Here is a 21,669-nt window from a genome sequence, read left to right as displayed (position 1 = left end):
GACGGGTTCCGGTAGAGCGATACCCCCCTTAGGGTGTGGTGAATCTCTCGACGCCCCGCATTTCGAAGGTGAGCTTCCCGATGTTGCGTACCCTCTCGCGACCGTTCGTGGCGATGGTCGAGCGATGGCTGCCGAACTCGTTCGTCTTCGCCGTGGTACTCACGATCGCCGTGGGTCTGATGGCGCTGGGTATGACCGACTCGGGCCCGGTCGAGGTGATCCGCGCCTGGGGGGACGGCTTAACCGGATTACTCGAGTTCATGACCCAGATCGCCCTGGTGCTGCTGCTCGGATATCTCCTGGCGCACACCGGACCGGTGCACCGACTGCTCGTACGACTCGCGCGGGTGCCCGGGACACCCCTGCAGGCGTACGGTTTCGTGACCTTGTGCGCCGGCGCCGCCTCCCTGCTCACCTGGGGGCTCGGCCTGGTCGTCGCGGCGCTGCTCTCCGTCGAGGTCGCGCGGGTCGGTCGCGAGCGCGGGATGCGCCTGCACTACCCCCTGCTGGTGGCCGCGGGCTACTCCGGGTTCGTGGTGTGGCACATGGGCTATTCCGGCTCTGGGCCGCTGGCCGCCGCCACCGAGGGAAGCTTCGCCCAGGACCAGCTCGGTGCTCCGCTGCCGATCAGCGAGACGATCTTCTCCTGGTGGAACATCACCGCCGCCGTCGTGACGCTGCTCGTCGTCGTCGGCGCGATGATGCTGATGGCTCCCGGCTCCAACGAGCGGATCATCGAATTCCCGGAAGACGCCAGGACGACGGAGGAGCGGGAAAACGGTCTTATCGAGACCACAACCGGCGTTGCACCGGCCGAGCGACTCGACAACGCCCGTGCGGTCACCCTCGCGATGGGCGCCTTGTTACTGGCCTACCTGGTGATCTACTTCGCCCAGGAAGGATTCTCCCTCACCCTGAACATCGTCAACTGGACGTTTCTCTGCCTGATTCTGCTGTTGATCGACTCACCCCGCGAACTGGGACGGCTCGGTGCCCAGGCCGCGAGAAACGTCGGCGACGTCCTGCTGCAGTTCCCATTGTACGCGGGCATCCTCGGGATCATGAGCGCCACCGGCCTCATCACGATCTTCTCCGACTTCTTCGTCTCGATCTCCAACGAGACCACGCTCGGCCTGTGGAGCTTCCTCGCCGGCGGCATCGTGAACTTCTTCGTCCCTTCGGGCGGTGGACAGTTCGCCGTCCAGGCTCCGGTCTTCCTGGAGGCAGGCTCACAGCTCGGCGTCGATCCCGCGGTCGTGACCATGGGCGTGGCGTACGGCGACCAGTGGACGAACATGATCCAGCCGTTCTGGGCGCTCCCCCTACTCGCGATGGCCCGGCTGCGCATCCGCGACATCCTGGGCTTCACCGCGGTCACGCTCGTCGTCAGTGGTGCGGTTTTCGTGGGGACCATGCTCCTCGTCAGCCTCTGACCGCCACGGCGGAAGAGCGCCGTCACCGCTGCTCCGAGGGGCGCCTCGAACGGGGAACCGGCTGGTGTCCTGACGCGACCGGGGGTCGCGGCGGGGAAACCCGTGACGCGGCATCCCGCCGGGGCTAGAGTCGGATCTCGTGGAACAGCGACGTCTGGGCGATTCCGGTCTCGTGGTCAGTGCCGTCGGCCTGGGGTGCAACAACCTGGGCAGGCCGGGCACGACCACCGAGTCCCCGCGCGGTGCGCAGCACGTGGTCAACCGCGCGTTGGATGCGGGCATCACGTTCTTCGACGTGGCCGACGCGTACGGCTCACCGCGAGGACGCAGTGAGGAGCTGCTCGGCCAAGCGCTGCGGGGACATCGCGATCGGGCCGTCATCGCCACGAAGTTCGGGATGGACATGCAGGGCGGCAACGGCCCCGACTTCGAGGCACGCGGTTCCCGCCGCTACGTGCGCCGCGCCGTGGAGGCGTCGCTGCGACGGCTGGACACCGAATGGATCGACCTCTACCAACTGCACCGCGCCGATCCGCTGACTCCGCTGGACGAGACGCTGTCCGTGCTGGACGACCTGGTCCGGGAGGGCAAGATCCGGTACGTGGGTCACTGCAATCTCGCGGGGTGGCAGACCGTCGACGCGTCGTGGACCTCCACCCACCGGGGGATGACGGGCCCGGTTTCGGCCCAGATCCACTACTCGCTGCTGGAGCGCGAGGCCGAGCGCGAGGTGATCCCGGCCTGCTCGAAGTTCGGGGTGGGACTCATCCCGTACTTCCCGCTGGCGAACGGGCTGCTCACCGGTAAGTACCAGCAGGGTCAGGAACCACCGGAGGGCAGCAGGCTGTCCGGTCGCGAGCGGCTGCTGGCCGACGCCCCCTGGGAACGGATCGAGCGGCTGCGGGAGTTCGCGGCGAAGCGCGAGATCTCCATGATCGCCACCGCGATCGGGTGGCTCGCGGCACAGCCCACCGTCGGTTCGGTGATCAGCGGCGCCACCTCGCCGGAGCAGGTCGAGTCGAACGCCTCGGCGGGACAGTGGCGCCCCAGTCAGGCCGACCTCGACGAGATCGACACGATCTGCCCACCCGCCTACCGCTGACAACCGTAAGCGTCGTCCGGCCCGCGACGTGAAACGGATATCAACGATCGAGCCGAAGGAGTTCCGTTCGGTCTCCGAATTCGCGTCCCCGCGGAAACGGATCCGTACCCTCCCATCGGCGCGACAGCGCCGAACAACCACCCTCGCAGCCGGCACCGCCGCGGGTTCTCCCGTGCGGCTCTCGCGAGGAAGGCCCGACGTTGTGTAGGTCGCTACCCGATGTCGGGCCTCCCCGCAGCGAGAGCCGTGCGCGAGGTTCCGCTACCCGAGCCCCCTACAAGGCCGACCCACAAGTTCCAACCCAGGAGAGATGAGATGTTACTGAACGGTACTGCCGCCATCGTCACCGGCGGAGCGTCCGGGCTGGGCGCCGCCACCGCACGCGAACTCGCCGCCAACGGGGCCCACGTCTTCGCTGTCGACCTGCCGGACGCCGTGGCGAACGCGGCCGAGGTGGCCGGCGTGACCCACACCGCGGCCGATGTGACCGACGCGGACCAGGTGCAGGCGGCGGTGGATTCGGCCGCGGGCTCGGGTGTGCCGTTGCGCACCGTCGTCAACTGCGCGGGCATCGGGCCCTCCGCGCGGGTCGCGGGGCGGAAGGGACCGCACGACTTCGACCTGTTCCGCAAGGTGGTCGAGGTCAACCTGGTCGGCACGTTCAACATGCTCCGACTGGCCGCGGCCGCGATCGGCGAGACCGAGCAGGACGAGAACGGACAGCGCGGCGTCGTCGTCAACACCGCCTCGATCGCGGCCTACGACGGGCAGATCGGGCAGGCCGCCTACGCGGCTTCCAAGGGTGGTGTGGCCAGTCTGACGCTGCCCGCGGCGCGCGATCTCTCCTCGACCGGGATCCGCGTGATGACGATCGCACCGGGCATCGTGGACACGCCGATGCTGGCCACGGTCGGCGAGGAGATCCGCAACACCCTGGCGGAAGGCGTGCCGTTCCCGAAGCGGCTGGGAACGCCCGAGGACTACGCCAGGCTGGCCCTGGACATCGTCGAGCACGACTACCTCAACGGCGAGGTCATCCGGATGGACGGCGGACTCCGGATGGGGCCCAAGTAAGTCCCGCTCTTCGCGCGGTGGCGGGCATCGCCCACGGGCCGCACCGTGAGTTCGGCGTCGGGGTGTTCCGAAGGGTGCTCCGAAGGGAGCTGTCGGAGCACCCCGTCCCCCGGACGGCGCCGTAACGCTGCGGCGACTCCGCCGATACCGCATGATGCGACCGGCACCGGTTGCGAAGGGATGTGGAATGTCGCGCACCATGAAAGCCGTTCAGTACCGGCGGGTCGGGGAGCAACCGGAGGTCGTCGAGGTGGACGTCCCCGAGCCCGGCCCCGGCCAGATTCTGCTCAAAGTGGACGCGGCCGGGATGTGCCACTCCGACATAGCCGTGATGAGCTGGCCCGAGGAGAGTTTCCCCTACTCGCTTCCCATGACGTTGGGACACGAGGGAATCGGAACCGTCAGCGCGCTCGGCCCCGGGACCTACAGCTGCTCCGTGGGCGACCGGATGGCGGTCTACGGTCCGCAGGGCTGCGGCCTCTGCCACATGTGCTCCCAGGGCAAGGAGAACTACTGCGACTACGCCGACCAGCTGGGCATCCGCCCGCCCGGCCTGGGCGCTCCGGGCGCGATGGCGGAGTACATGCTGGTGGACCGGGAACGCCACCTGGTACCGCTGGGCGACCTGGATCCGGTGGAGGCGGCCCCGCTGACCGACGCGGGACTTACTCCCTACCACGCGATCAAGAAGTCACTGCCGAAGCTCGTGGGCGGCTCCAGAGCCGTGGTGATCGGCACCGGCGGTCTCGGCCACGTGGCGGTGCAGCTGCTTCGTGCGCTGTCACCGGCCGAGGTGATCGCGGTGGACGTCAGCGAGCAGAAGCTGGAGCTGGCGTACCTGATCGGCGCGCACCGCACCGTGATCTCCGACGAGTCCGCACCGGACAAGATCCGCGATCTCACGAACGGCTTCGGCGCCGAGGTGGTGCTCGATTTCGTCGGTAGCTCGGCGACCACCGCCATCGCGGCGAAGTGCACCCGCGCCGAGAGCGACCTCACCGTGGTCGGCATCGGGGGCGGGACGGTACCGGTCGGCTTCGGCACCACGCCGTTCGAGGTCTCGGTCTCCGCAACGTACTGGGGCAGCCGCTCGGAGCTGATCGAGGTGCTGGAACTGGCCCGCTCCGGTGCGGTTAGGGTGCACGCGGACTCGTTCGGGCTGGACGAGACCCCCGAGATCTACGAACGCTTCCACCGGGGCGAGATCCCCGGCAGGGCCGTGATCGTGCCCTGATCCCCCGTGGCCGCCGCCCGCGGAACTACCGGACGGACGGCCGCGAGTCCCGGTACCCGATGCTCCGGCGAGCCCGCTGCCCGCGCGGCGGGCCGGGGCCGGGTTCGGAGTCGGGGCTCGGGCTCGGGGAGCACCGGACACTCGCTGCAGGGGATGATCACCTGCCCGGGGGGCCCATGTCCCCGGTGTACGGGATTTCGCGCACCTGGCCCGAGGAGATCCAGCGCCGGATGGCCAGGGTCGCCCTGACGTCGTCCTCGTTGTACTCCAGCAGCCGGTCGCGCTGTTCCCGATCGGGCGCACCGCCGTCGAAACCGACCGCGGCGCGGTACCAGCGCATCGAGTTCTCCCCGCCCGCCTCGGAGTCGCGCCAGGCGAATCCGGCGCTGGGCGCGATGACTTTCAGACTCTTGCCGTTCGGGCAGAGGAACTGGTCACGAACCACGGCGAAGACGTCCACCCACTCGGAGGAGCCGACGAACTCCCGGACCTCCTCGACGGTCGGGATGCCTGGTTTTCCCGCGAACCGCTGCGCCGAACTCAGCATCCAACGGTTCTCGGCGAGCTCGTTGTAACAGTAGGCGCGGAAGGTCAGGCCGTGCTCGTGGGCGGCGCGGCGCAGCGCGGAGAACCAGGACCAGAACTCGGCGAACGACCTGGCCTCGTCGTCGGAGGGCAGCGGGTCCCAGGTGACGAACCCGCGATAACCGGGCTCGGCGCCGAGCAGTTCGGCCGTGGTGCGGCTCCCGTTGGCCTCGTCTCTCGGACAGGAGAGCAGACTGCCCCACAGGTAGGCGCCGGAGTCGGCGTAGCTCTCCATGTCCACGTCGATCTCGACGTCGCCCCGGGAGACCTTCACCTCCGAGACCCGCCGCACCAGCGGGAGGTCGCGCAACCAGGCCCGGGCCAACAGCACCGCCTCGCTCATCCGATTGGGCGGCAACGGGGGTTCCCTCGTGGGCCCCACCGGCAACTCCGCCAGCTGGTCCACGGTCGTGACCCCGACCGCACGGAGCCGCACGGCGTCGTCGCCGCGCACCACCAGGCTCACGTCCCTGGCGGCACGCAGCTGCTGGCCGCAGACCGGCCACCAGGGGCACCCCTTGCACTCCAAGACTCGGGTGGGCTGGGCCAGCGCCTCGCTCCCCGTCGCTGCGGCCTCGGCGACCGCGATCCGGTCGGCGAACCGCTCGTCGTACTCGGCGAGCACGCTGCGGCCACCCGACCAGCCCCGGGATTCGAGGTCGTGCCACAGCACGGTGTCGGTGTCGGAGCCGATCGCCCCGCCGAACTTCCTGCCGGTGGGCTGCATCCCGCACGCCTGCAGCAGCCGCACCAGGTGAGCCAGCCGGAGTTGGTCCCTGGCCTGCGAACGAGGTTTGCGTCTCGGGTCCCTGGCCGCGGACTCGGGTCTGGGATCGGTCAGCGGGGAGGTCCGCGCACCCTTACCGGGGTCGGTCACCTTGTGGCGGACCACGAGCACGGGCACGTAACCGCCCCGGCTGCGCACCAGCAGATCCACCGAGCCCTGTCTGCCGCCCTCGTTGTCCGAGGGCAGCTGTGCTCCCGAGATGTATCCCACGCCGGAACGCATCGCGGCGAGGGTGGCTCGTTCCCTGTCGACGACGTTCTCGTCGCCGGGGATCTCGGTCCAGTCCGGCGCGAGCTCCCTGCCGAGCCGATCGGCTAGCTCGCGCCGGTGCTCGGCCGCGTCGGCGATTCGCTGTTCCGCGCCGGGATCGAGCGGAGCGGTCGGCGAGTCGATCATGGTCGGATCGTGATCGAGATGTACGCGGCGGCGACAGCGCGTCACCACATCGCCGTCCAGTAGCACCTCGGATTCCACGCTTGCAGGGTATGTCCTAACGCTGCCGGGCGCGTCCATCACCCCGGTGAGAGATATGACAATCATCCTTCCGAATACCGGAATCCCCTGGCCAGCGGGAGACACGGGCGGTTCGCGCGGCGAACGTCACGGCGAGGTGTTCCAACACCCGAAAACAGCACCCAGCACGGAAAGTAATCGAGCGCTCGCCGCGCTGTAGCAACGAACGGCGGTACTGCCTAGACTGATCGGCGCAGTATCCGTTACGCCGGACCGGTCCGGAGGTGTTCGTCGGTATGACACGTGCACAGCGAACGCGGCACGAAGCCCCGGCAGCGCGTCGGCGCTCCGAATCCCCCAGCCCACGGCGGCTCCCCCACCCGCGACGTTCCCCGGAACCGGAGTCGGGGGAATACTTCGAGGGGAAGAACCCCAAGACCGCCAAGCAGGAGGTCAAACTCGCCAAACAGCGGTACAAGGCCGCGAGCAAGGGCGAGGCGGGGCGGATCACACCCGGCAACGCCAGGAAGGTGGTCGGGGTCGCCAGGGTGATCGGACCGGCGTTGGCGCCCTACGCGGCACAGGCGGCCTCGGCGGCCAGGGAGACCTACGAACGGGCGAGAGCCCGCAGGCTCGGAGTGGCCGTGACGGAGGTGGATCGCTTCTCGGGGCGGGGCGCCGCGCTGCACGCCCGGATCGCGGGGGACAGCACGGCGCTGCGGGATCTGCGCGAACGCGAGCAGCAGGACCGGGGCGAGACCGAGGTGACCCGCTTCGTGGACTCGGCGCAGCAACGCCTGTCCGAACTGGCGAGCGCGGTACGCGCGGCGGAGCGGATGCCCGCGGGCAGGCGTCGCTCGGCGCACCGGGCCGTGCGGGGTGAGTTGGGTCGGATCGAGGACGATCTGCTGCGCCGCTTCCGGGTGGAAGGGTGAGTAAGTCTCTCGGTTCGCGTGACCTCGCCTGTGGCGGAACCTCGCGTGCGGCTCTCGCTGCGGGGAGGCCCGACAGCGGGTAGCCACCTACCCAACGTCGGGCCTTCCGCGCGAGAGCCGCACCGGGGAACCCGCGGCGGTGCCGGTGGTGAGGGTGGTCGGAGTTCGGCCTGCGAGGGTGGTCGGAGCGCGGCCTGCGTCGAAGCGGCGCCGCCCGAACGGACACTTCCCACACCCGAAGCCCCTACCGAGTTACCGGTACCGGTCGGTTACCGGTCCCGGTCGGGCGCGTCAGCCGCTGTGCCCGGGGATCCGGAGGGATCACCGTCCGACGGTTCGCCCTCGTCCTCCGAGATCTCCAGCTCGAAGTTCCCGTCGTGCTGCTCGTGCCCCTTGAGCACGGCCCGTTCCAGCACCTCGGTGCCCTTGTCGGCGCGGAGGGTGAGCGGATCCGAGCGCAGGTCCTTCATCAGCGCCACGCACATCACCACCATCACGACGGTGAACGGCAGCGCACCGATGAAGGTCAGGTTCTGGATGCCGCTCAACGCGGTGTCGCCGCCGTGCCCGATGACCAGCATCACGGCCGCGACCGCACCGGTGGCCGCACCCCAGAAGATCACGACCCAGCGGGCGGGCTCGATGGAGCCGCGCTGCGACAGGGTGCCCATCACCACCGACCCCGCGTCCGCGCCGGAGACGAAGAAGATGGCCACCAGGATCATCACCAGCACCGAGGTGATGGTCGACAGCGGGAGCTGCTCCAGCACGTTGAACGTCTGTGCCTCCGCACCGCCTTCCGAGACGGACACACCGTCCCTGGCCAGTCCGATGGCGGCCCCGCCGAATATCGCGAACCAGATCACGCTGACCACGCTGGGAACGAGCAACACGCCACCCACGAACTGCCGGATGGTCCGCCCCCGGCTGATGCGTGCGATGAACATCCCCACGAAGGGCGTCCAGGAGATCCACCACGCCCAGTAGAAGACGGTCCAGGTGGACAGCCACCGCTGTGTCTCGCCGCCGCCGGTGGCACCGGAACGCGAGGCCATCAGGCCGAAGTCACCGAGGTAGGTGCCCAGCGAGGTGGGGATCAGGTTCAGCATGAACACCGTCGGTCCCACCAGGAACACGAACACCGCCAGCAGCGCGGCGAGCACCATGTTGATGTTGGACAGGTACTGGATACCCCTGGCGACGCCGGACACCGCCGAAGCGATGAAGCAGACGGTCAGGACCACGATGATCAACACCAGCACCGTGGTGCTCGCGCCGTCGATCCACCCCGCCTCGCTGAGTCCGGTGCGGATCTGCAGGGTTCCGATGCCGAGTGAGGCGGCGGAGCCGAACAGGGTCGCGAACAGGGCGAGCACGTCGATGAGTTTGCCGAGCGGACCGGAGGCGTTGCGTTCACCGAGCAGCGGGGCGAACACGGCGCTGATGAGCTGTTTCCGTCCTTTTCGGAACGCGCTGTAGGCGATGGCGAGGCCGGCGACCGCGTAGATGGCCCAGGGGTGCAGCGTCCAGTGGAACAGCGACGTGGCCATGGCGGTTCGAACCGCCTCGTCGGTGGCGCCGGGTGCGACCACGGCCGTACCGTCCGGGCCCGGCACGGTTGCCACGGACCCGGGCGGGGGCGACACGAAGTGCGAGAGCGGCTCGCTGACGCCGTAGAACATCAGCCCGATCCCCATGCCCGCGCTGAACATCATCGCGATCCAGGAAACGGTTCGGAACTCGGGGCCCTCGTCGTCGGCACCGAGCGGGATCCGCCCGAACCTGCTCACTGCCAGGTACAGCGCGAACACGACGAAACCGGTGGAGGCCAGTACCAGGCTCCAGCCGAAATTGCCGATCAGCCAGTTCAACGCCCCGCTGGACCAGTCGCCGAGCGATTTCGTGGCGAGGCCGCCCCAGGCGACCAGCGCGAACATGATCAGCGCCACGGTGCCGAACACGATCCGGTCGGTCCCGGTTTTCCCGCCCGTCCCCGGTGGTGTGGTGGCGTGTTCGCCGGTTCGGGAGCTGTCCCCGGGGTCCGGTTCCCCCGAGCCGAGCCCCTGCTGTTGGATTGGTGTGTTCGTGGCCACGGCGTTCCCCCTACGGTGCTTGTGGTGAGTGACGGAGCCCGCCCCGGTGCGGGGACGTTCCGATCACGACGATCACTTCGGGTGGTTGCAACGTTTCGCTGCGACGCGGCAGCGGACGAGCTGGATCACCCCACGACGAAAATGTGACCGCGAACACATTCGAGACTCCGAAGCGGACCGACCGAACGGAAGCTGCCGCCTCCGGAGCCGACACGCCCGGCATCTCCGGGTGGCAAACACGGAGCACCAAGGATTACGCTTCGCCCACGAACGACAACAGAATAGAGCGCGACCTGTCAGTGGAACCGAAGTTCGACAAATTCGGACCAAATTTTCCACGATACGAAAAGCAGGTCATGTCGTCGAACGGTTGTTTTTCGTCGGTGAGTTGCCGGACTTCGGTCGCGCCGATCAAATTCCGGGATCGGGCCGGGCGTGACAGGCCGACTCGGGCGCGAACCGCCGGACACAAAGTACCCGGACACAAAGTACTCGGTGTTCTCCCCGAGACCGCTGCGGCACGAATCGAGCCGGCCGCGTTCGACCACGGAGTCCCGTGGCGGGCATCCCTTCAACGGTATGGCGACCAGCGCACCGTGAAATCGCGCTCACGCATCGAGCGCAACCGGCGATAGAACTCTTCCACGACAGCGGGATTACCGCGAAGATTCGGAAGCACACTCACGGTTATTTTCAGTTCGCGCAGGTCTCGCAGCACCGAAAAACCCGACCAGTCGGTGACGTCGAACCCGTAGGCGTCCACGAGCTGCCGATACGCGAGCGGAGAACGCCCCAGGCGCAGATATCCCACCGCCATCGGCGTGAGATCCCATTCCGGAGGTCCCGCGCACAACGAGTCGAAATCGCACAGCACCGGGCCGTTCGGGCCGACGATGACATTGCCGAGATGGGCGTCGCCGTGCACGGTGCTGCGGGGGAGGACGAACTCCAGCTCGGAGAGCCGGTACTCGACGTCGTCGCAGTGGCGTTTCAGGAAGTCCCGGTCACTGCGGTCGAGTTCGTGCTCGCCCTCGGCGAGGCGGCGCCGGGCGTCGGCCATCGGTTGCCAGGGCGGCGCCGAAGGCGGCTCCCCCAGCGCGTGCAGCTCACGCAGCAGGTGGCCCAGGTCGCCTCCCGTGGGGGCTACCCCGGAATCGGCGACCTCCTCCCACAGGGTGGCGATGTGGGGTCCGGCCCGAACGGGCTGGGGAACTCCTCGGAACAGCCGTACGGAGTCGATACCGTGTTCGGCCAACCAGCTCGCGGCCTCGACCACGTGCTCCGCGCGATAGGCCAGCGACGGCGACAGCACGATACGCACCACCACGGGGTGAGCACGCAGCAGGAAAACCCCGTTGTTGACGAACCGCAGCAACCGCGCGCCGCGGTGGTCGAGCCCTGCCTCGGCACATATCTCGGCCAGTGCCGTTTCCAGTTCGGGCGGAACCCCGGCACCGGATGCCGAGTTCGGCGGGAAAGTCATGTTTGCCGATGTCATGTTGTGTCTTTTCGATGTGGTCGAACCGGCGCCCGCACTCCGGCACCACCGGTGACCGGGATCAAACCGATCGCGCCTCGCGGAAGGTGCGGACCTGTTCGGCGAAATCGCGCGCGTCCGGGTTCATGGTGTGTTTGGCGGCTTCCAGCTGCAAGGGTCGCAGCCGGTCGGGCACCCGCGCGGACTTGACCAGCGAACCGAGTTCCAGTGCCTGCCTGCCGACCTTGATGCCCTGCTGGACGTCGCCGGAGCGCATGTGGTTGGTGGCCTGCATTCCCAGCATGAACACGTGGCTACGCTGCATGTTCTCGCCGTACGCCTGGTTGCTCTTGAGTGTCTCCGCGACGGCCAGCGGGGCGTAGCGCTCCGGAGTGAACTCGGCCAACGCGTCGTAGACCGAACCGGTCATGCCGTGCAGATCGTTCTGATCGAAGAACTTCACCCAGTCCGGCTCCTGATTGTGCTCGGCCCTGGCGAACTCGTCCTGGGTACGGCCCAACATCTTGCCGACCTGATCGGGGCGGTTGAGCATGCCGTAGGCCCAGCCCTCGTTGGCACACATCACGGCGACCGTCAACGAGGACCCGGAGTCCTGCGCGGCGATCTGTCCCAGCTGGAACAGCTTGAGCGCTTCGTTGGGCTGCTGGTAGTGCAGGTAGACCCGCCCCATGCGGTAGAGCACGTTGGCGGCCAGGCTGTCGTCGTTGGCCTGTTTGGCGAACTGCAGCGCCTTGCCGAAATGGCTCCTGGCGGGATCCATCAACCCCATGTCGAACGAGGTCCACCCCGCGAGGCTGTGCATATCGGCCAACGAGACGAACAACCGCTGCTTGACGTGTTCGCTGCAGTCGGCGTGCAGCAGTTGCCTGGCCCAGTTCAGCTGGGCCACGACAGCGTCACGGCAAGTCCCCCCGCCGTGACGGTAGTCCAGATCGCGCAGCGCCTTGGTCGCCGCCTGAATCTGTTGAACGTCGGTCATGCCGATACGCGACGGTGCCGGAGTCTGGGCGCTGGACATCAGCCATTCGCCCTCCTCCGCACCGAAGACAGAAGCCCCCATGGCAACCGCCGCGGCATGGGTAAGAAACTTCCGACGCTTCACCGTCTCGTCCTCCTCAGCCGGGGAGCCACCGGTGTCCTGTTCGGTGGCTCTCACTGCCGTCGCCCCGTCATAGGCGAGGCCCATGTACCCCCTCGGGACGCCGAGACCATCCGCGATTCGGGCCAGCACGTCATAGGCGATGACCTGCCTGCCCTTGAGGATCTCCGAAACCTCGGACTGCGACTGGCCGGTCGCGGCAGCGATCTGACGCTGCGATACACCGTGCTTGCGCAACAGCTTGTAGATGTCGCTGATGTCGCGATTGGCCAGCGCTTGGCGCATCTCTCGTCCTTCCCAGACCTCGGGTGTAACGAGAGAGCCGTTGGAACCGATGGTGTTCATTTGAAGACCCCTCTAAGCTTCTCGGGCGTCGATCGCAGGTTAAGGCTCCGCCCAACAGACGGTGAAGTCGACATCGAAGTGTGTTGATCGGCGGGACCGAAGTCCGCTGACCGCTCATCGCGCGGTATGTCCGGTCGTCGCCCACCACCTAGCCAGCCGGCGCCGGTTCGTTCCAATCTAGACATCAGCAAGCAGCCGAGCACCGAAAGGACATCCGCGAAGTGGATTCCTCCCAGCAGTCCGGCGAACCGGAACCGGTGGGCCCCGTCCCCCGACCGGAACACCGCCACGAGGATTCCGGTGAGACCGCCGGGGCGAATCGACTGCGGGTGCAGTGCCGGGGTGTGGACCACACTCCCCGGACCCTCGAAGTGCTCCTCGATAGGGACAGGGTGGTTCTCGCCGGACCGCCCGGCGCAACCGCGGCGGTGTCGACCGAACGGGTCGGCCAACTCAGCTCCGCGCTGCGGTTCGCCGCTGATCAGGCGAGAAAGTGACGGTGACGTACGGTGGACGCGATCCTGGGACAGGTTCTGCGCAACGCGGTGTGGGAGCGACTCGATGTGCTTTCCGAGCTCGCGAACCGCGCTGATGCGTCGTCCCTGCTGTCCGTAGCGCGCTCCGAGATCCCGCGCCTCACCGCGGGGTGGCGGACGCTGCTGACCGCACACGAACCGGACGAACGAGGCAACTGCCCGCAGTGCTCGACCCGGTTGCGCCAGCGCAAGGCACCCTGCGCGGTGTGGCGCTCGGCCTACGAGCACCTGGTGGCCGGTGGCCTCGCACCCCGTCCCGCACGGCACCTGCGCCCGGCGCAGGCCCTGCGCCGAGCGGCGCCGGTGCCGTAGGACTCGGCGGACTCGGTCACCGGACACCACCTCCCCCGAACTGGTTTCGGACCGAGTCACCGCCAGTTGACCGGTGGTCGGCATGACGTGCCCCCCGACCACGGCTATGCCGATCACCGGTCTCCCCCGTTCCCCCGACCGTGCTGCTTTCCGGCTACCCCGTTCCCCGGCAGGGCTACGGCATCGGTGGGACGCCACCACGGTGGAAACTTCGGCTTGCCCAACAACTCCACACTGCCCCAGAGCGTCACAAGGTGAAGACACGATCACTTTTTCGGACTAACGATTTCACCGAAAAGCTCGTTCTCACGCCAGACTTCCGCGAGCCGGTACCGACGTTACTCCCCTCCCCCGAACCGGTATCGGCTCGCGGATTCCAACAACTCCGTCGTTGAGATACTCCGCTGCTCTACATCATCAACGACGACGGAGTCGAACCGGGATCCCGGTACTCGTTTCCCCCCTGGCGAGTACCGGGATCCCGGTTTTTTCGAATACGGACGGTGGTAGCGCACCGTACGTGGCCGGTTAGCCGGCACGTGAGTCGGCGCCTTGCGGCGTTGGGCCGGCTCTTGAGTAGCGACCTACACAACGTCAGGCCTTCCGCACGAGAGCCGCACCGGAGAATCCGCAGCGGTGCCGACTGCGTGCATGGTCGGAGTTCGGCTTTGGGGGCACCGCCGGCGCGGCGATTTCTCGGGAAATCGACACGGGCGGGACCGGGTCACTTGCGGCGTAGGCGGGCCCTGTCGCGCAGGGAGCCGTCCAGCAGGGCGCCCGGTGCACGTGACCCGCGGGAAGGCAACCGGGCGTACTGCGGTGGAACCATCATCAGCGGCTGGCTCGACCCCAGCAGCGGGGAGAAGGCGGGCACGAACCCCTGGTCGATCAACGAGACCGCGAAGTCCACAGCGACGTACCCCCTGCTGTCGAGCACCCCGGTCCCCTGCCAGGGAAGCAGCCCGGACCCACCCAGATAGGTGAAACCGCAGCGTCCCTTGGTCACGGCGCTCACGGTGAGCCTCACCCGGGGATCCAGCAGCTTCTCGTAACCGAGCTCCTCGTCCACCTGCATGGTGGACAGATAGCGGATCGCGTTGTGCCAGGCACGCCGCAGCACCGCGACGCGCGCCTGCCTGAGCTGCGGCGAGAGTCGCGAGTCACCGAGGTTGTAGACATCGGCGTAGACCCTTCGGGCCCAACCGAACCGATCCGTGCCCGTGGGAGTCGGCACGGGCACGGAGTAGACCATGGACATCACCATCTCGCGGAACAGGTAGAGCGAACGCGCCACACTCTCCGCGTCCGGCCCCAGCCGCGCATCCGCCCGATCCCGCACCCGGTCCAGGGTGCGCAGCGGTTGGTCGGTGATGTCGAGCCCTTGCAGCGCGCGTTCCAGCGAACCTCGGAAACGTTCGTACATGTCGGGGCGAAGGTCGGTCACCTCCCGCCCGAGCCGTTCGGTGGCCAGCGAGTCGATCTCGCGGATGGACACGCAGCCGTCGAGCCCCACCATCGAGGCGTACTCGCGCAGTTTGCGGGTGTAAGCGGCTGTCACCGAGACCGGCCTGGGACGGAAGTGCCTGCCGTCGGTGAGGATGTTGAAACGCAGCCCGGGCGGGTAGACACCACGCGCCGCTCGCTGCAGCTCGCGCAGCCGGATCAGCCCACCCAGCTCGGCGATGTCGGGTAGCGGCCCGCACGCCTTCAGCCGGTTCAGCGAATGCTTGACCGGGAAGCCCAGCAGCATCACCTCGACCGGCTCGTCGCGCGCCACGAAGAGATCCGCGTCGCGATGCATGTCCGCCAGCAGGTAGTTGGAGCGCGATCCCTTGAGGAACTGCTTCCTGGTGAGCACGTGATGCAACGCCCCGACGGTGCGCCGGGTCCGTTCGGCCGGGTCGGCGACCGGCTCGTCGACCGCGAACTTCACCCTGGCGCCACGCGCGGTTCGGTCCGCGGCACGGTCGGCGTCGTCGAGCACGGATTCCACCATGGATTCGGTTTCCGCCCGGCTCAGCCGGACCGCCCAGCGCCACGAGCTGCGGTTCTCCCGCAACGAGGCTATCTGGAGTTCTTCCAGGGAATGCGTGTTGGAGAGCACGGGCTGGGACCACGCGGCATGGCGCCACGGGGAGATCTCGAAACTGGAGATCACGGGAACGACCCGGTCCGGTACCGGGAAGGGCTCGACACCGTTCCTCCGACCGTCGCGCTGGCGGGGCAGCGTCCCCCGCGGCGAGACCGCGACGGTCAGCACTCCGGGGAGCTCGATCCCGGTGGCGGCGGATTCGGTGTCGAAGATCGCCACGACGTCGGTGTCGCCGAGTTCCCGCAACCGGTGGACGGTCCACTCGGTCGCGGAACCGGCTTCGGTGAGCGGCACCCGGATCAGGTCGGCCTCGGGGACTCCGGCGCGATCCAGTACGACTCGCGCGTGGTCGTAGTGCCGCTCGGCTCCCGGCCCGCAGAACACCACTCGCCCACCCGCGTCGCGGATGTCCCAGACGAATCTGGGCAGCCCCGCTCCGACCGTGCCGGTGATCGGCGTGTGCAGCTCCGCCAGCTCGGCGGTGGGCGGGTCCCACACGGATTCGGCGGCGCGGTGGGACGACCGGCCGCGGAATCGCGGTCCGCGCGCCCCGCCGGGTTCGTCGCGGCTCGACTCGAAGCGGCATAGCTCGAACGGGTGATTCTCGGGGTGGGAACCTTCCGGCCGAAAACCTTCTGACCGGGAACCTTCCGACAGGACGCTCTCGGGATGAGGGAGTTCGGGCCCGGCGGCTCCGGAGCTACGACGATTCGAGCTTTCCCCGCGCGCTAAGGAGTGCGGGAACGGGTCGCCGTCCGAGCGGTTCCGGAACGGTTCGCTTCCGGCCTGGCCCGGCGGGACCGTGCGTTCCGGCACCAGCCCGCAGGCTTCCAGGTCTATCACCACGGCCGGTTGGCCGAGCTCGCGATTCCACCTGCGCAGCCGGGTACGCTCCTGCACGGTGCGCAGCACCCGGCGAAGCAGCTCGTCCTGCTCGGCCGGGACGGTGTGCACGAAACCGCGCAGCGGATGGTTTCCGGAGAGCACATCGGCGCTACCGGTTTCCAGGTCACGCAACTCGGCCGAGATCACCTGCCGCATCGCGGCGCGGAACTCGCCGCGACCCGCCCGGTCGCGCTCGCCGAACTGGGTCAGCTCGAACGTCGCGGACAGCTCCTGGAGGGTGCGAACCAGTTCGCGCACCCCGTCACGGACCTCGCTCGCCGTGACCTCCCGGGCCTCGCGCACCGCGGTCTCGGGGGTCAAGACGAACCGGCCGGTCGCCTGGGTCTCCGGGGAGAGTTCCACGGCGAGGGTTTCCACGCGCGGGGTGAGCAGCATTCCCGGTGAGTTCTCCAGCACGAGCCGGAAGGCCCGCAGCGGCGGTCGGACGAAGTGTTCCAGGAAGTAGCGTGCCGCGCTCTCGGCGCGTTCGAAGCGGTTGCCCACCACCTCACCCAGCAGCGGTTGCGGCAGCGCCGGACCGATCCGCAGCAGGGTGGGGAGCCGGACGGCTATGGTCCCGCCGGGGAAAGCGGGGTGCGGGGGGCTCGGCTCACCCAGCGGGGCCGCCGCATCGTCGGGAACGCGTGGTTCGGCCGTGGCGCAGTGCATCCGGATTATCGGGTCCTCGGCCAACATCCCGGCGAACCGGGTCCACGCCGGGCCGGGCCGTGGGGGCTCCTCCTGTCCGGGTCCGCCCGCTCCGGACCCACCCGGCGGGAACGCACCCCGTGGGGAAGCGCTCCGCGGGGAGCCGTTACCCGGGAAGTCGACGGGGAAGGTGTCGAGTACTTCGGTGAGCAGCGCCAGCCACGCCGGATCACGGCGGCCACGGGTGAGGCGCAGTCGGATCAGCGTCCGGTAGAGCTCCCGCCAGGTCGGAGCGCTTCCCAGTGAGATCCCACTACCCGCTCTCTCTCCGACCAACCTGACCAGACCGTCGCGACGCGACAGACGCACCCCGTACTCGCCTCCGGCGAGCACGGAGTTGGCCCGGGCCACGTCGAGCGGCCACGCCCCGAACGGCGGTGCTGTGTTTTCCTCGGGGCCAAGCCGGGACCGACCGTCCAACGGGTATCTCCTTGCTCTTCCTCCGGCTGCGGGCGGAGACACCGAGCTCCGCGATTGGAACCATCCGGTCCGGGGTACCGGATGGGGGTGCCGGGGTTGCGGACAGCGATTCGTCTCGGTCAGACAACACCATGCGCCACCCCGAGATCGCGATAGTCAATCATCGAGTAATCGTGCGGGGGACGACCGACCGGCCGGGCGCACCGTCTCACGCTTGCGAGCGATCTTTTTCGCCGCCGATGTGACGAGGTGCATAATCGCGTAACGCGATCCGACTCGGGCGTTGGATCCCGCCGACGTCGGCACGGTTCACCGGGCCGGCGGCAGCGGCGATCGTGCGGACGAAGGATCACTGCTCACCCTATCGACTGACACTCTGAAGGACCGCTCAGGAAGCATGATCGCTTTAAGAGCGCGAGACTAGGCAAGCCGTGCCGCTTGGCTGGCCGTCGGCGCCTGCGGCGCGCCTCGGACTCGGTCCGGGAAAACCTGGAGCTCGGATACGATCAAGGAGTCACCTTGCCAACCGAAGTAGCCCCGCTGCGCCGCAAGCCCGTCCAGCAACGCAGCGCCCAGCGTGTCGAGCGGATGCTGGAGTCCTGCGCACAACTCATCGATGAGGTGGGGTACGACGGGCTGACCACGACACTGATAGCCGAACGTGCCGGTGTCGCCGTCGGTTCGCTGTACCAGTTCTTTCCGGACAAACGCGCGGTGGTGCAGGAGCTGACACTGCGCAATCTGGATCGCTTCGTGCAGACGGTCTCCGAACGACTGGACCGGACAGAGCTCGCCCACTGGTGGGACGCCGTGGACACGGTCTTCGACGTCTACCTGGGGATGCACCGGGAGATACCCGCGTTCAGCAAGCTGCACTTCGGTGACGTGGTGGATCTGCGGCTGCTGCACGAGACCAAGGACAACAACGCGGTGATCGCGGAGAAGCTCACCAGCCTAATCTCGGATCGGTTCGGGATGCCACCCGGTGCGCTGGAGCTTCCGCTGTCGGTCGCGGTGGAGGCCGCTGACGCGGTGCTGCACCTGGCGTTCCGGCGCGCTCCCGAGGGGGACCAGACACTGGTCAACGAGGCGAGGGAGCTGGTCCGCGGTTACCTGTCCAGTCGGATCTCGGAGGATCAGCCGAAGGACTTGCCCGCGCCGCGGTAAGTGTCGACGGCACCGAGCCTGCGGTCCGCTCCGGAGTCGAGGGATTCGAGCAGGTGGTACTCGGGAAGCCGCTCGGCCAGCTCGCCTGCCTTGGCGTGCCGGAACCAAACCCGATCACCCGGCCGGAGTCGCCGTGCTCCCGGCCCCACGACGGGGGTCTGTACCTCCCCGGCGCCTTCGGTTCCGGTCAGTCGCAACCCACTGGGCAGGTAAGGGCTGGGAAGCCGGTCCGGCCCCGCCACACCGGAAGCCGTATAACCACCGGAGAACAGGGTGGCACTACGACGGTCGGGGCGACGTACCACCGGCAGCGCGAACAGCACGGCGGGCAGCGGTTGGAACGCCTCGTAGGCGTCGAACAGGGTCGGCCCTATCAGACCCGAGCCCGCCGCTACCTCGGTGACGGCCGATTCGATCGTCGTCGTCTCCAGACTGCCGGTTCCACCTCCGTTGACGAATTCCAGCGAGCAGAGCTCACCGACGGCCTCGGCGACCGCCGCACGACGGCGGGCGAGTTCCGTGGCCGAGCCACGCCGCACCCAACGGACGGCAGCCGCGCGTAGCGGCTGCCCGGGTGGGGCGTCACCGATTCCCGCTATCTGTCCTTCGTAGACCAGCATGCCGACGAGCCGGAAGGCTTCCCGGCGCTGGATCTCCCGCGTCAGCTCGCGCGCCTGTCGCGGCGAACGCACCGGCGAGCGCAACGGGCCGAGGTGCAGCCGCTCGACGAGCTTCGTGCCGAGCCCGGGAACACGGGAGAGCGGCGGCCCTTCCAGCGGGCGCCAGGCAGCGTCGATCTCCATGCAGATCCGCACCCGCTCGGCGGCGCCGGAGGTCACCCGTTCGATCAGGTCGAGCTGCTCGACGGAGTCGACGGTGATCGTGACCGCTGCGGCGGCGCCCGGATCGGCGGCCAGTTCCGCCAGGGCCGCGCGGTCGACCGTGGGGTAGGCGACCAGCAGGTCGTCGGAGATTCCCAGTCGGTACAGCCAGAGCGCCTCGGGCAGGTTGTAGCACATCAGTCCCGCGAAACCCGGTGAGCGCAGCGCGCGGCGGATCAGCTCGGGGCAGCGCAGCGACTTCGTGGCCAGGCGGATCGGCTTGCCGTGGGCGCGTCTCGCGAGTTCGGCGGCATTGCGGTCGAACGCGTCCAGATCCGCCACCCCGAAGGGTGGTTCCAGCTCGGCGGTCACGGCGTCCAACCGTGTCGCGGAACCGGCGATGGTGGGTGCTGCCGACGGGGTCACGTATTTCAAGGTAAGCCCGCACCCCTTGTTACGCGAGAGATATTCACATAATTTTCCGGCAATCGGCGGCGGAAGGACGATGCGGTCATGACGATTACCCGAACCACGTGGTCGAACTGGGCGAGCACGGCGGTCGCATCCGAGAGCCGAACCGCACGCCCGCGCGACCGGGCCGACCTCGTCAACACCGTCACCGAGGCGCGTGCCGCGGGCCACGGGGTGCGCCCGTTGGGGTCCGGCCACTCGTTCAGCGAGATCGCCGCACCGCTGCCGTCCGGTGAGCGTACCGAGGTCACGGCACTCGACCTGTCGGAATGGACCGGGATCACCGATGTGGCCCCCGATCGAAGGACGGTCACGGTCCGCGGCGGGACGCCGCTGCACCTGCTCAACGAACTGCTGGACCGGCTGGGACTGGCACTGCCCAACCTCGGCGACATCGACCGGCAGACCGTGGCAGGCGCGATATCCACCGGCACCCACGGCACCGGGGCGAAGCTGGGCGGGCTGGCCACCCAGGTGGCGGCGCTGGAACTGATACTGGCCGACGGCTCGACGCTGCGCTGCTCCCCCACCGAGAACCCCGAGACGTTCGCCGCGGCCCGGGTCGGTCTCGGGGCGCTGGGTCTGATCAGCACGGTGACGCTGCGCTGCGTTCCCGCGTTCGCACTGGCCGCCGAGGAACACCCGCGGCAACTCGACGAGGTGCTGGCCGAGTTCGAGCGCTACGCCACCGAGAACGACCACTTCGAGTTCTACTGGTTCCCGCACAGCACGCACACCCTGGTAAAACGAAACAACAGACTGCCCGACCACGAGCGGCCCCGACCACTGCACCCGGTGCGCTCCTGGCTGGAGTACCGGGTGCTGGAGAACGGGCTGTTCGGTCTCGCGTGCGAGATCGGGAGGCGCAACCCCCGTCTCGTGCGGCGGCTGAGCCGGATCTGCGGCGCCACCTGGTCGGGACGCTCCTACGGCGACATCTCGCACCGGGTGTTCGTGACCAGCCGGACCGTCCGGTTCGTGGAGTCGGAGTACGCGATCCCGCGCGAGCGGCTGCCGGAGGTGATCGAGCGGCTGCGGGGTGCCGTGGCGCGCCTGCGCCATCCGGTGATGTTCCCCGTCGAGGTTCGGGTGGCCGAGGCCGACGACATCTGGCTGTCCACCGCTCACGGGCGCGAGACCGCCTACGTCGCGATCCACCAGTACAAGGGGATGCCGTACCGCGAGTGGTTCGACACCTTCGAGGGAATCGTGCGGGAGGTCGGGGGCAGGCCGCACTGGGGCAAGATGCACGGGCTCGGCGCCGAGGAGCTGCGCCGCAGCTACCCCCGGTTCGACGACTTCCTGCGGGTGCGGGACCGGCTGGACCCGGAGCGTGTGTTCGGCAACCCCTACCTGGCCCGCGTCCTCGGCAGCTGACCGGGCTTCCCCGGCCCTGACCACCCGCCCCGCACCTCCGGAGCGGCCTCGATTTCCCACGAAACCGCCGGCAGGTGGGTCGGTGCGGTCCCGGCTGCCGGCGATTTCCCGCGAAATCGCCGGCCCCGCGGCGCAGTGCCGAACTCCCACCACTCACGCAGGGCAACAGTCCACGGGTTCTCCGGTGCGGCTCTCGCGAGGACGCCGGAGACGTCGTGCGTCGCTACCCGATGTCGCCGGAC

At 68.5% G+C, this 21,669-nt stretch carries 14 protein-coding genes; 8 read left to right on the top strand and 6 right to left on the bottom strand.

What is annotated here, in order from left to right; translation table 11 throughout:
- The first annotated feature begins 80 nt into the window (after positions 1 to 80).
- From BLR41_RS11355 to BLR41_RS11340, 4 genes are all read left to right on the top strand, one after another.
- Positions 81 to 1,433, top strand: coding sequence for a short-chain fatty acid transporter (locus tag BLR41_RS11355; RefSeq protein ID WP_092628028.1), 1,353 nt, complete (start codon positions 81 to 83; stop codon positions 1,431 to 1,433).
- A 139-nt stretch (positions 1,434 to 1,572) separates the two neighbouring features.
- Positions 1,573 to 2,535, top strand: a complete 963-nt coding sequence (locus BLR41_RS11350) for an aldo/keto reductase (RefSeq protein WP_092628026.1) — start codon at positions 1,573 to 1,575, stop codon at positions 2,533 to 2,535.
- Positions 2,536 to 2,850: 315 nt separating this feature from the next.
- Positions 2,851 to 3,609, top strand: a complete 759-nt coding sequence (locus BLR41_RS11345) for an SDR family NAD(P)-dependent oxidoreductase (protein ID WP_092628024.1) — start codon at positions 2,851 to 2,853, stop codon at positions 3,607 to 3,609.
- A gap of 199 nt (positions 3,610 to 3,808) precedes the next feature.
- Positions 3,809 to 4,843, top strand: a complete 1,035-nt coding sequence (locus BLR41_RS11340; RefSeq protein WP_092628317.1) for an alcohol dehydrogenase catalytic domain-containing protein — start codon at positions 3,809 to 3,811, stop codon at positions 4,841 to 4,843.
- 157 nt (positions 4,844 to 5,000) lie between these two features.
- Here BLR41_RS11340 and BLR41_RS11335 read toward each other — a convergent pair whose 3' ends face one another.
- Positions 5,001 to 6,728: a TM0106 family RecB-like putative nuclease gene (locus BLR41_RS11335; protein ID WP_281240954.1), complete on the bottom strand. Its 1,728-nt coding sequence runs from the start codon at positions 6,726 to 6,728 to the stop codon at positions 5,001 to 5,003.
- A gap of 236 nt (positions 6,729 to 6,964) precedes the next feature.
- On the opposite strand from BLR41_RS11335, the gene BLR41_RS11330 reads away from it, so the two are divergent.
- The gene (locus BLR41_RS11330; protein ID WP_218120081.1) at positions 6,965 to 7,603 is read left to right on the top strand and encodes a DUF6474 family protein; all 639 of its coding nucleotides are present in this window, start codon (positions 6,965 to 6,967) and stop codon (positions 7,601 to 7,603) included.
- 269 nt (positions 7,604 to 7,872) lie between these two features.
- Here BLR41_RS11330 and BLR41_RS11325 read toward each other — a convergent pair whose 3' ends face one another.
- The 3 genes from BLR41_RS11325 to BLR41_RS11315 all read right to left on the bottom strand — a co-directional run bounded on the left by BLR41_RS11325 (position 7,873) and on the right by BLR41_RS11315 (position 12,638).
- A complete protein-coding gene (locus BLR41_RS11325; RefSeq protein ID WP_092628312.1) occupies positions 7,873 to 9,540 on the bottom strand; it encodes a BCCT family transporter in 1,668 nt (555 codons plus the stop codon).
- Between the two features lie 727 nt (positions 9,541 to 10,267).
- Entirely contained in the window at positions 10,268 to 11,194 is a 927-nt protein-coding gene (locus BLR41_RS11320) for a phosphotransferase enzyme family protein (RefSeq protein WP_245694072.1), read from the bottom strand.
- 61 nt (positions 11,195 to 11,255) lie between these two features.
- Positions 11,256 to 12,638 carry a helix-turn-helix domain-containing protein gene (locus BLR41_RS11315; RefSeq protein ID WP_092628018.1) on the bottom strand — a complete coding sequence of 461 codons (1,383 nt, stop codon included), beginning with the start codon at positions 12,636 to 12,638 and terminating at the stop codon, positions 11,256 to 11,258.
- Between the two features lie 509 nt (positions 12,639 to 13,147).
- Between BLR41_RS11315 and BLR41_RS11305 the strand changes: the two genes are divergently transcribed.
- The gene (locus BLR41_RS11305; RefSeq protein ID WP_092628015.1) at positions 13,148 to 13,486 is read left to right on the top strand and encodes a hypothetical protein; all 339 of its coding nucleotides are present in this window, start codon (positions 13,148 to 13,150) and stop codon (positions 13,484 to 13,486) included.
- A 724-nt stretch (positions 13,487 to 14,210) separates the two neighbouring features.
- Here the strand turns inward: BLR41_RS11305 and BLR41_RS11300 are convergent.
- The gene (locus BLR41_RS11300; RefSeq protein WP_245694071.1) at positions 14,211 to 17,591 is read right to left on the bottom strand and encodes an L-tyrosine/L-tryptophan isonitrile synthase family protein; all 3,381 of its coding nucleotides are present in this window, start codon (positions 17,589 to 17,591) and stop codon (positions 14,211 to 14,213) included.
- A 519-nt stretch (positions 17,592 to 18,110) separates the two neighbouring features.
- Here BLR41_RS11300 and BLR41_RS11295 point away from each other — a divergent pair.
- Positions 18,111 to 18,758, top strand: coding sequence for a TetR/AcrR family transcriptional regulator (locus BLR41_RS11295; RefSeq protein ID WP_092628310.1), 648 nt, complete (start codon positions 18,111 to 18,113; stop codon positions 18,756 to 18,758).
- Here the strand turns inward: BLR41_RS11295 and BLR41_RS11290 are convergent.
- On the bottom strand, positions 18,728 to 20,014 hold the full coding sequence (locus BLR41_RS11290) for an alanine racemase (protein ID WP_425426903.1): 1,287 nt from the start codon (positions 20,012 to 20,014) through the stop codon (positions 18,728 to 18,730). The genes BLR41_RS11295 and BLR41_RS11290 overlap by 31 nt on opposite strands.
- Before the next feature lie 78 nt (positions 20,015 to 20,092).
- Here BLR41_RS11290 and BLR41_RS11285 point away from each other — a divergent pair, with 78 nt between their 5' ends.
- Positions 20,093 to 21,427 carry a D-arabinono-1,4-lactone oxidase gene (locus BLR41_RS11285; RefSeq protein WP_092628014.1) on the top strand — a complete coding sequence of 445 codons (1,335 nt, stop codon included), beginning with the start codon at positions 20,093 to 20,095 and terminating at the stop codon, positions 21,425 to 21,427.
- Positions 21,428 to 21,669: the final 242 nt, after the last annotated feature.

Origin of the sequence: Actinopolyspora mzabensis, from assembly GCF_900101095.1 — a bacterium.
GTDB lineage: Bacteria > Actinomycetota > Actinomycetes > Mycobacteriales > Pseudonocardiaceae > Actinopolyspora > Actinopolyspora mzabensis.
The sequence above is the reverse complement of the archived record's forward strand: the minus strand, read 5'-3'. Positions and strand labels throughout refer to the sequence as shown.

Coding starts and splice junctions, on each gene's coding strand:
- BLR41_RS11355 (WP_092628028.1), top strand. CDS start 81: ATGTTGCGTACCCTCTCGCGACCGTTCGTGGCGATGGTCGAGCGATGG.
- BLR41_RS11345 (WP_092628024.1), top strand. CDS start 2,851: ATGTTACTGAACGGTACTGCCGCCATCGTCACCGGCGGAGCGTCCGGG.
- BLR41_RS11340 (WP_092628317.1), top strand. CDS start 3,809: ATGAAAGCCGTTCAGTACCGGCGGGTCGGGGAGCAACCGGAGGTCGTC.
- BLR41_RS11335 (WP_281240954.1), bottom strand. CDS start 6,728: ATGGACGCGCCCGGCAGCGTTAGGACATACCCTGCAAGCGTGGAATCC.
- BLR41_RS11330 (WP_218120081.1), top strand. CDS start 6,965: ATGACACGTGCACAGCGAACGCGGCACGAAGCCCCGGCAGCGCGTCGG.
- BLR41_RS11325 (WP_092628312.1), bottom strand. CDS start 9,540: ATGTTCGCGCTGGTCGCCTGGGGCGGCCTCGCCACGAAATCGCTCGGC.
- BLR41_RS11320 (WP_245694072.1), bottom strand. CDS start 11,194: ATGACATCGGCAAACATGACTTTCCCGCCGAACTCGGCATCCGGTGCC.
- BLR41_RS11315 (WP_092628018.1), bottom strand. CDS start 12,638: ATGAACACCATCGGTTCCAACGGCTCTCTCGTTACACCCGAGGTCTGG.
- BLR41_RS11285 (WP_092628014.1), top strand. CDS start 20,093: ATGACGATTACCCGAACCACGTGGTCGAACTGGGCGAGCACGGCGGTC.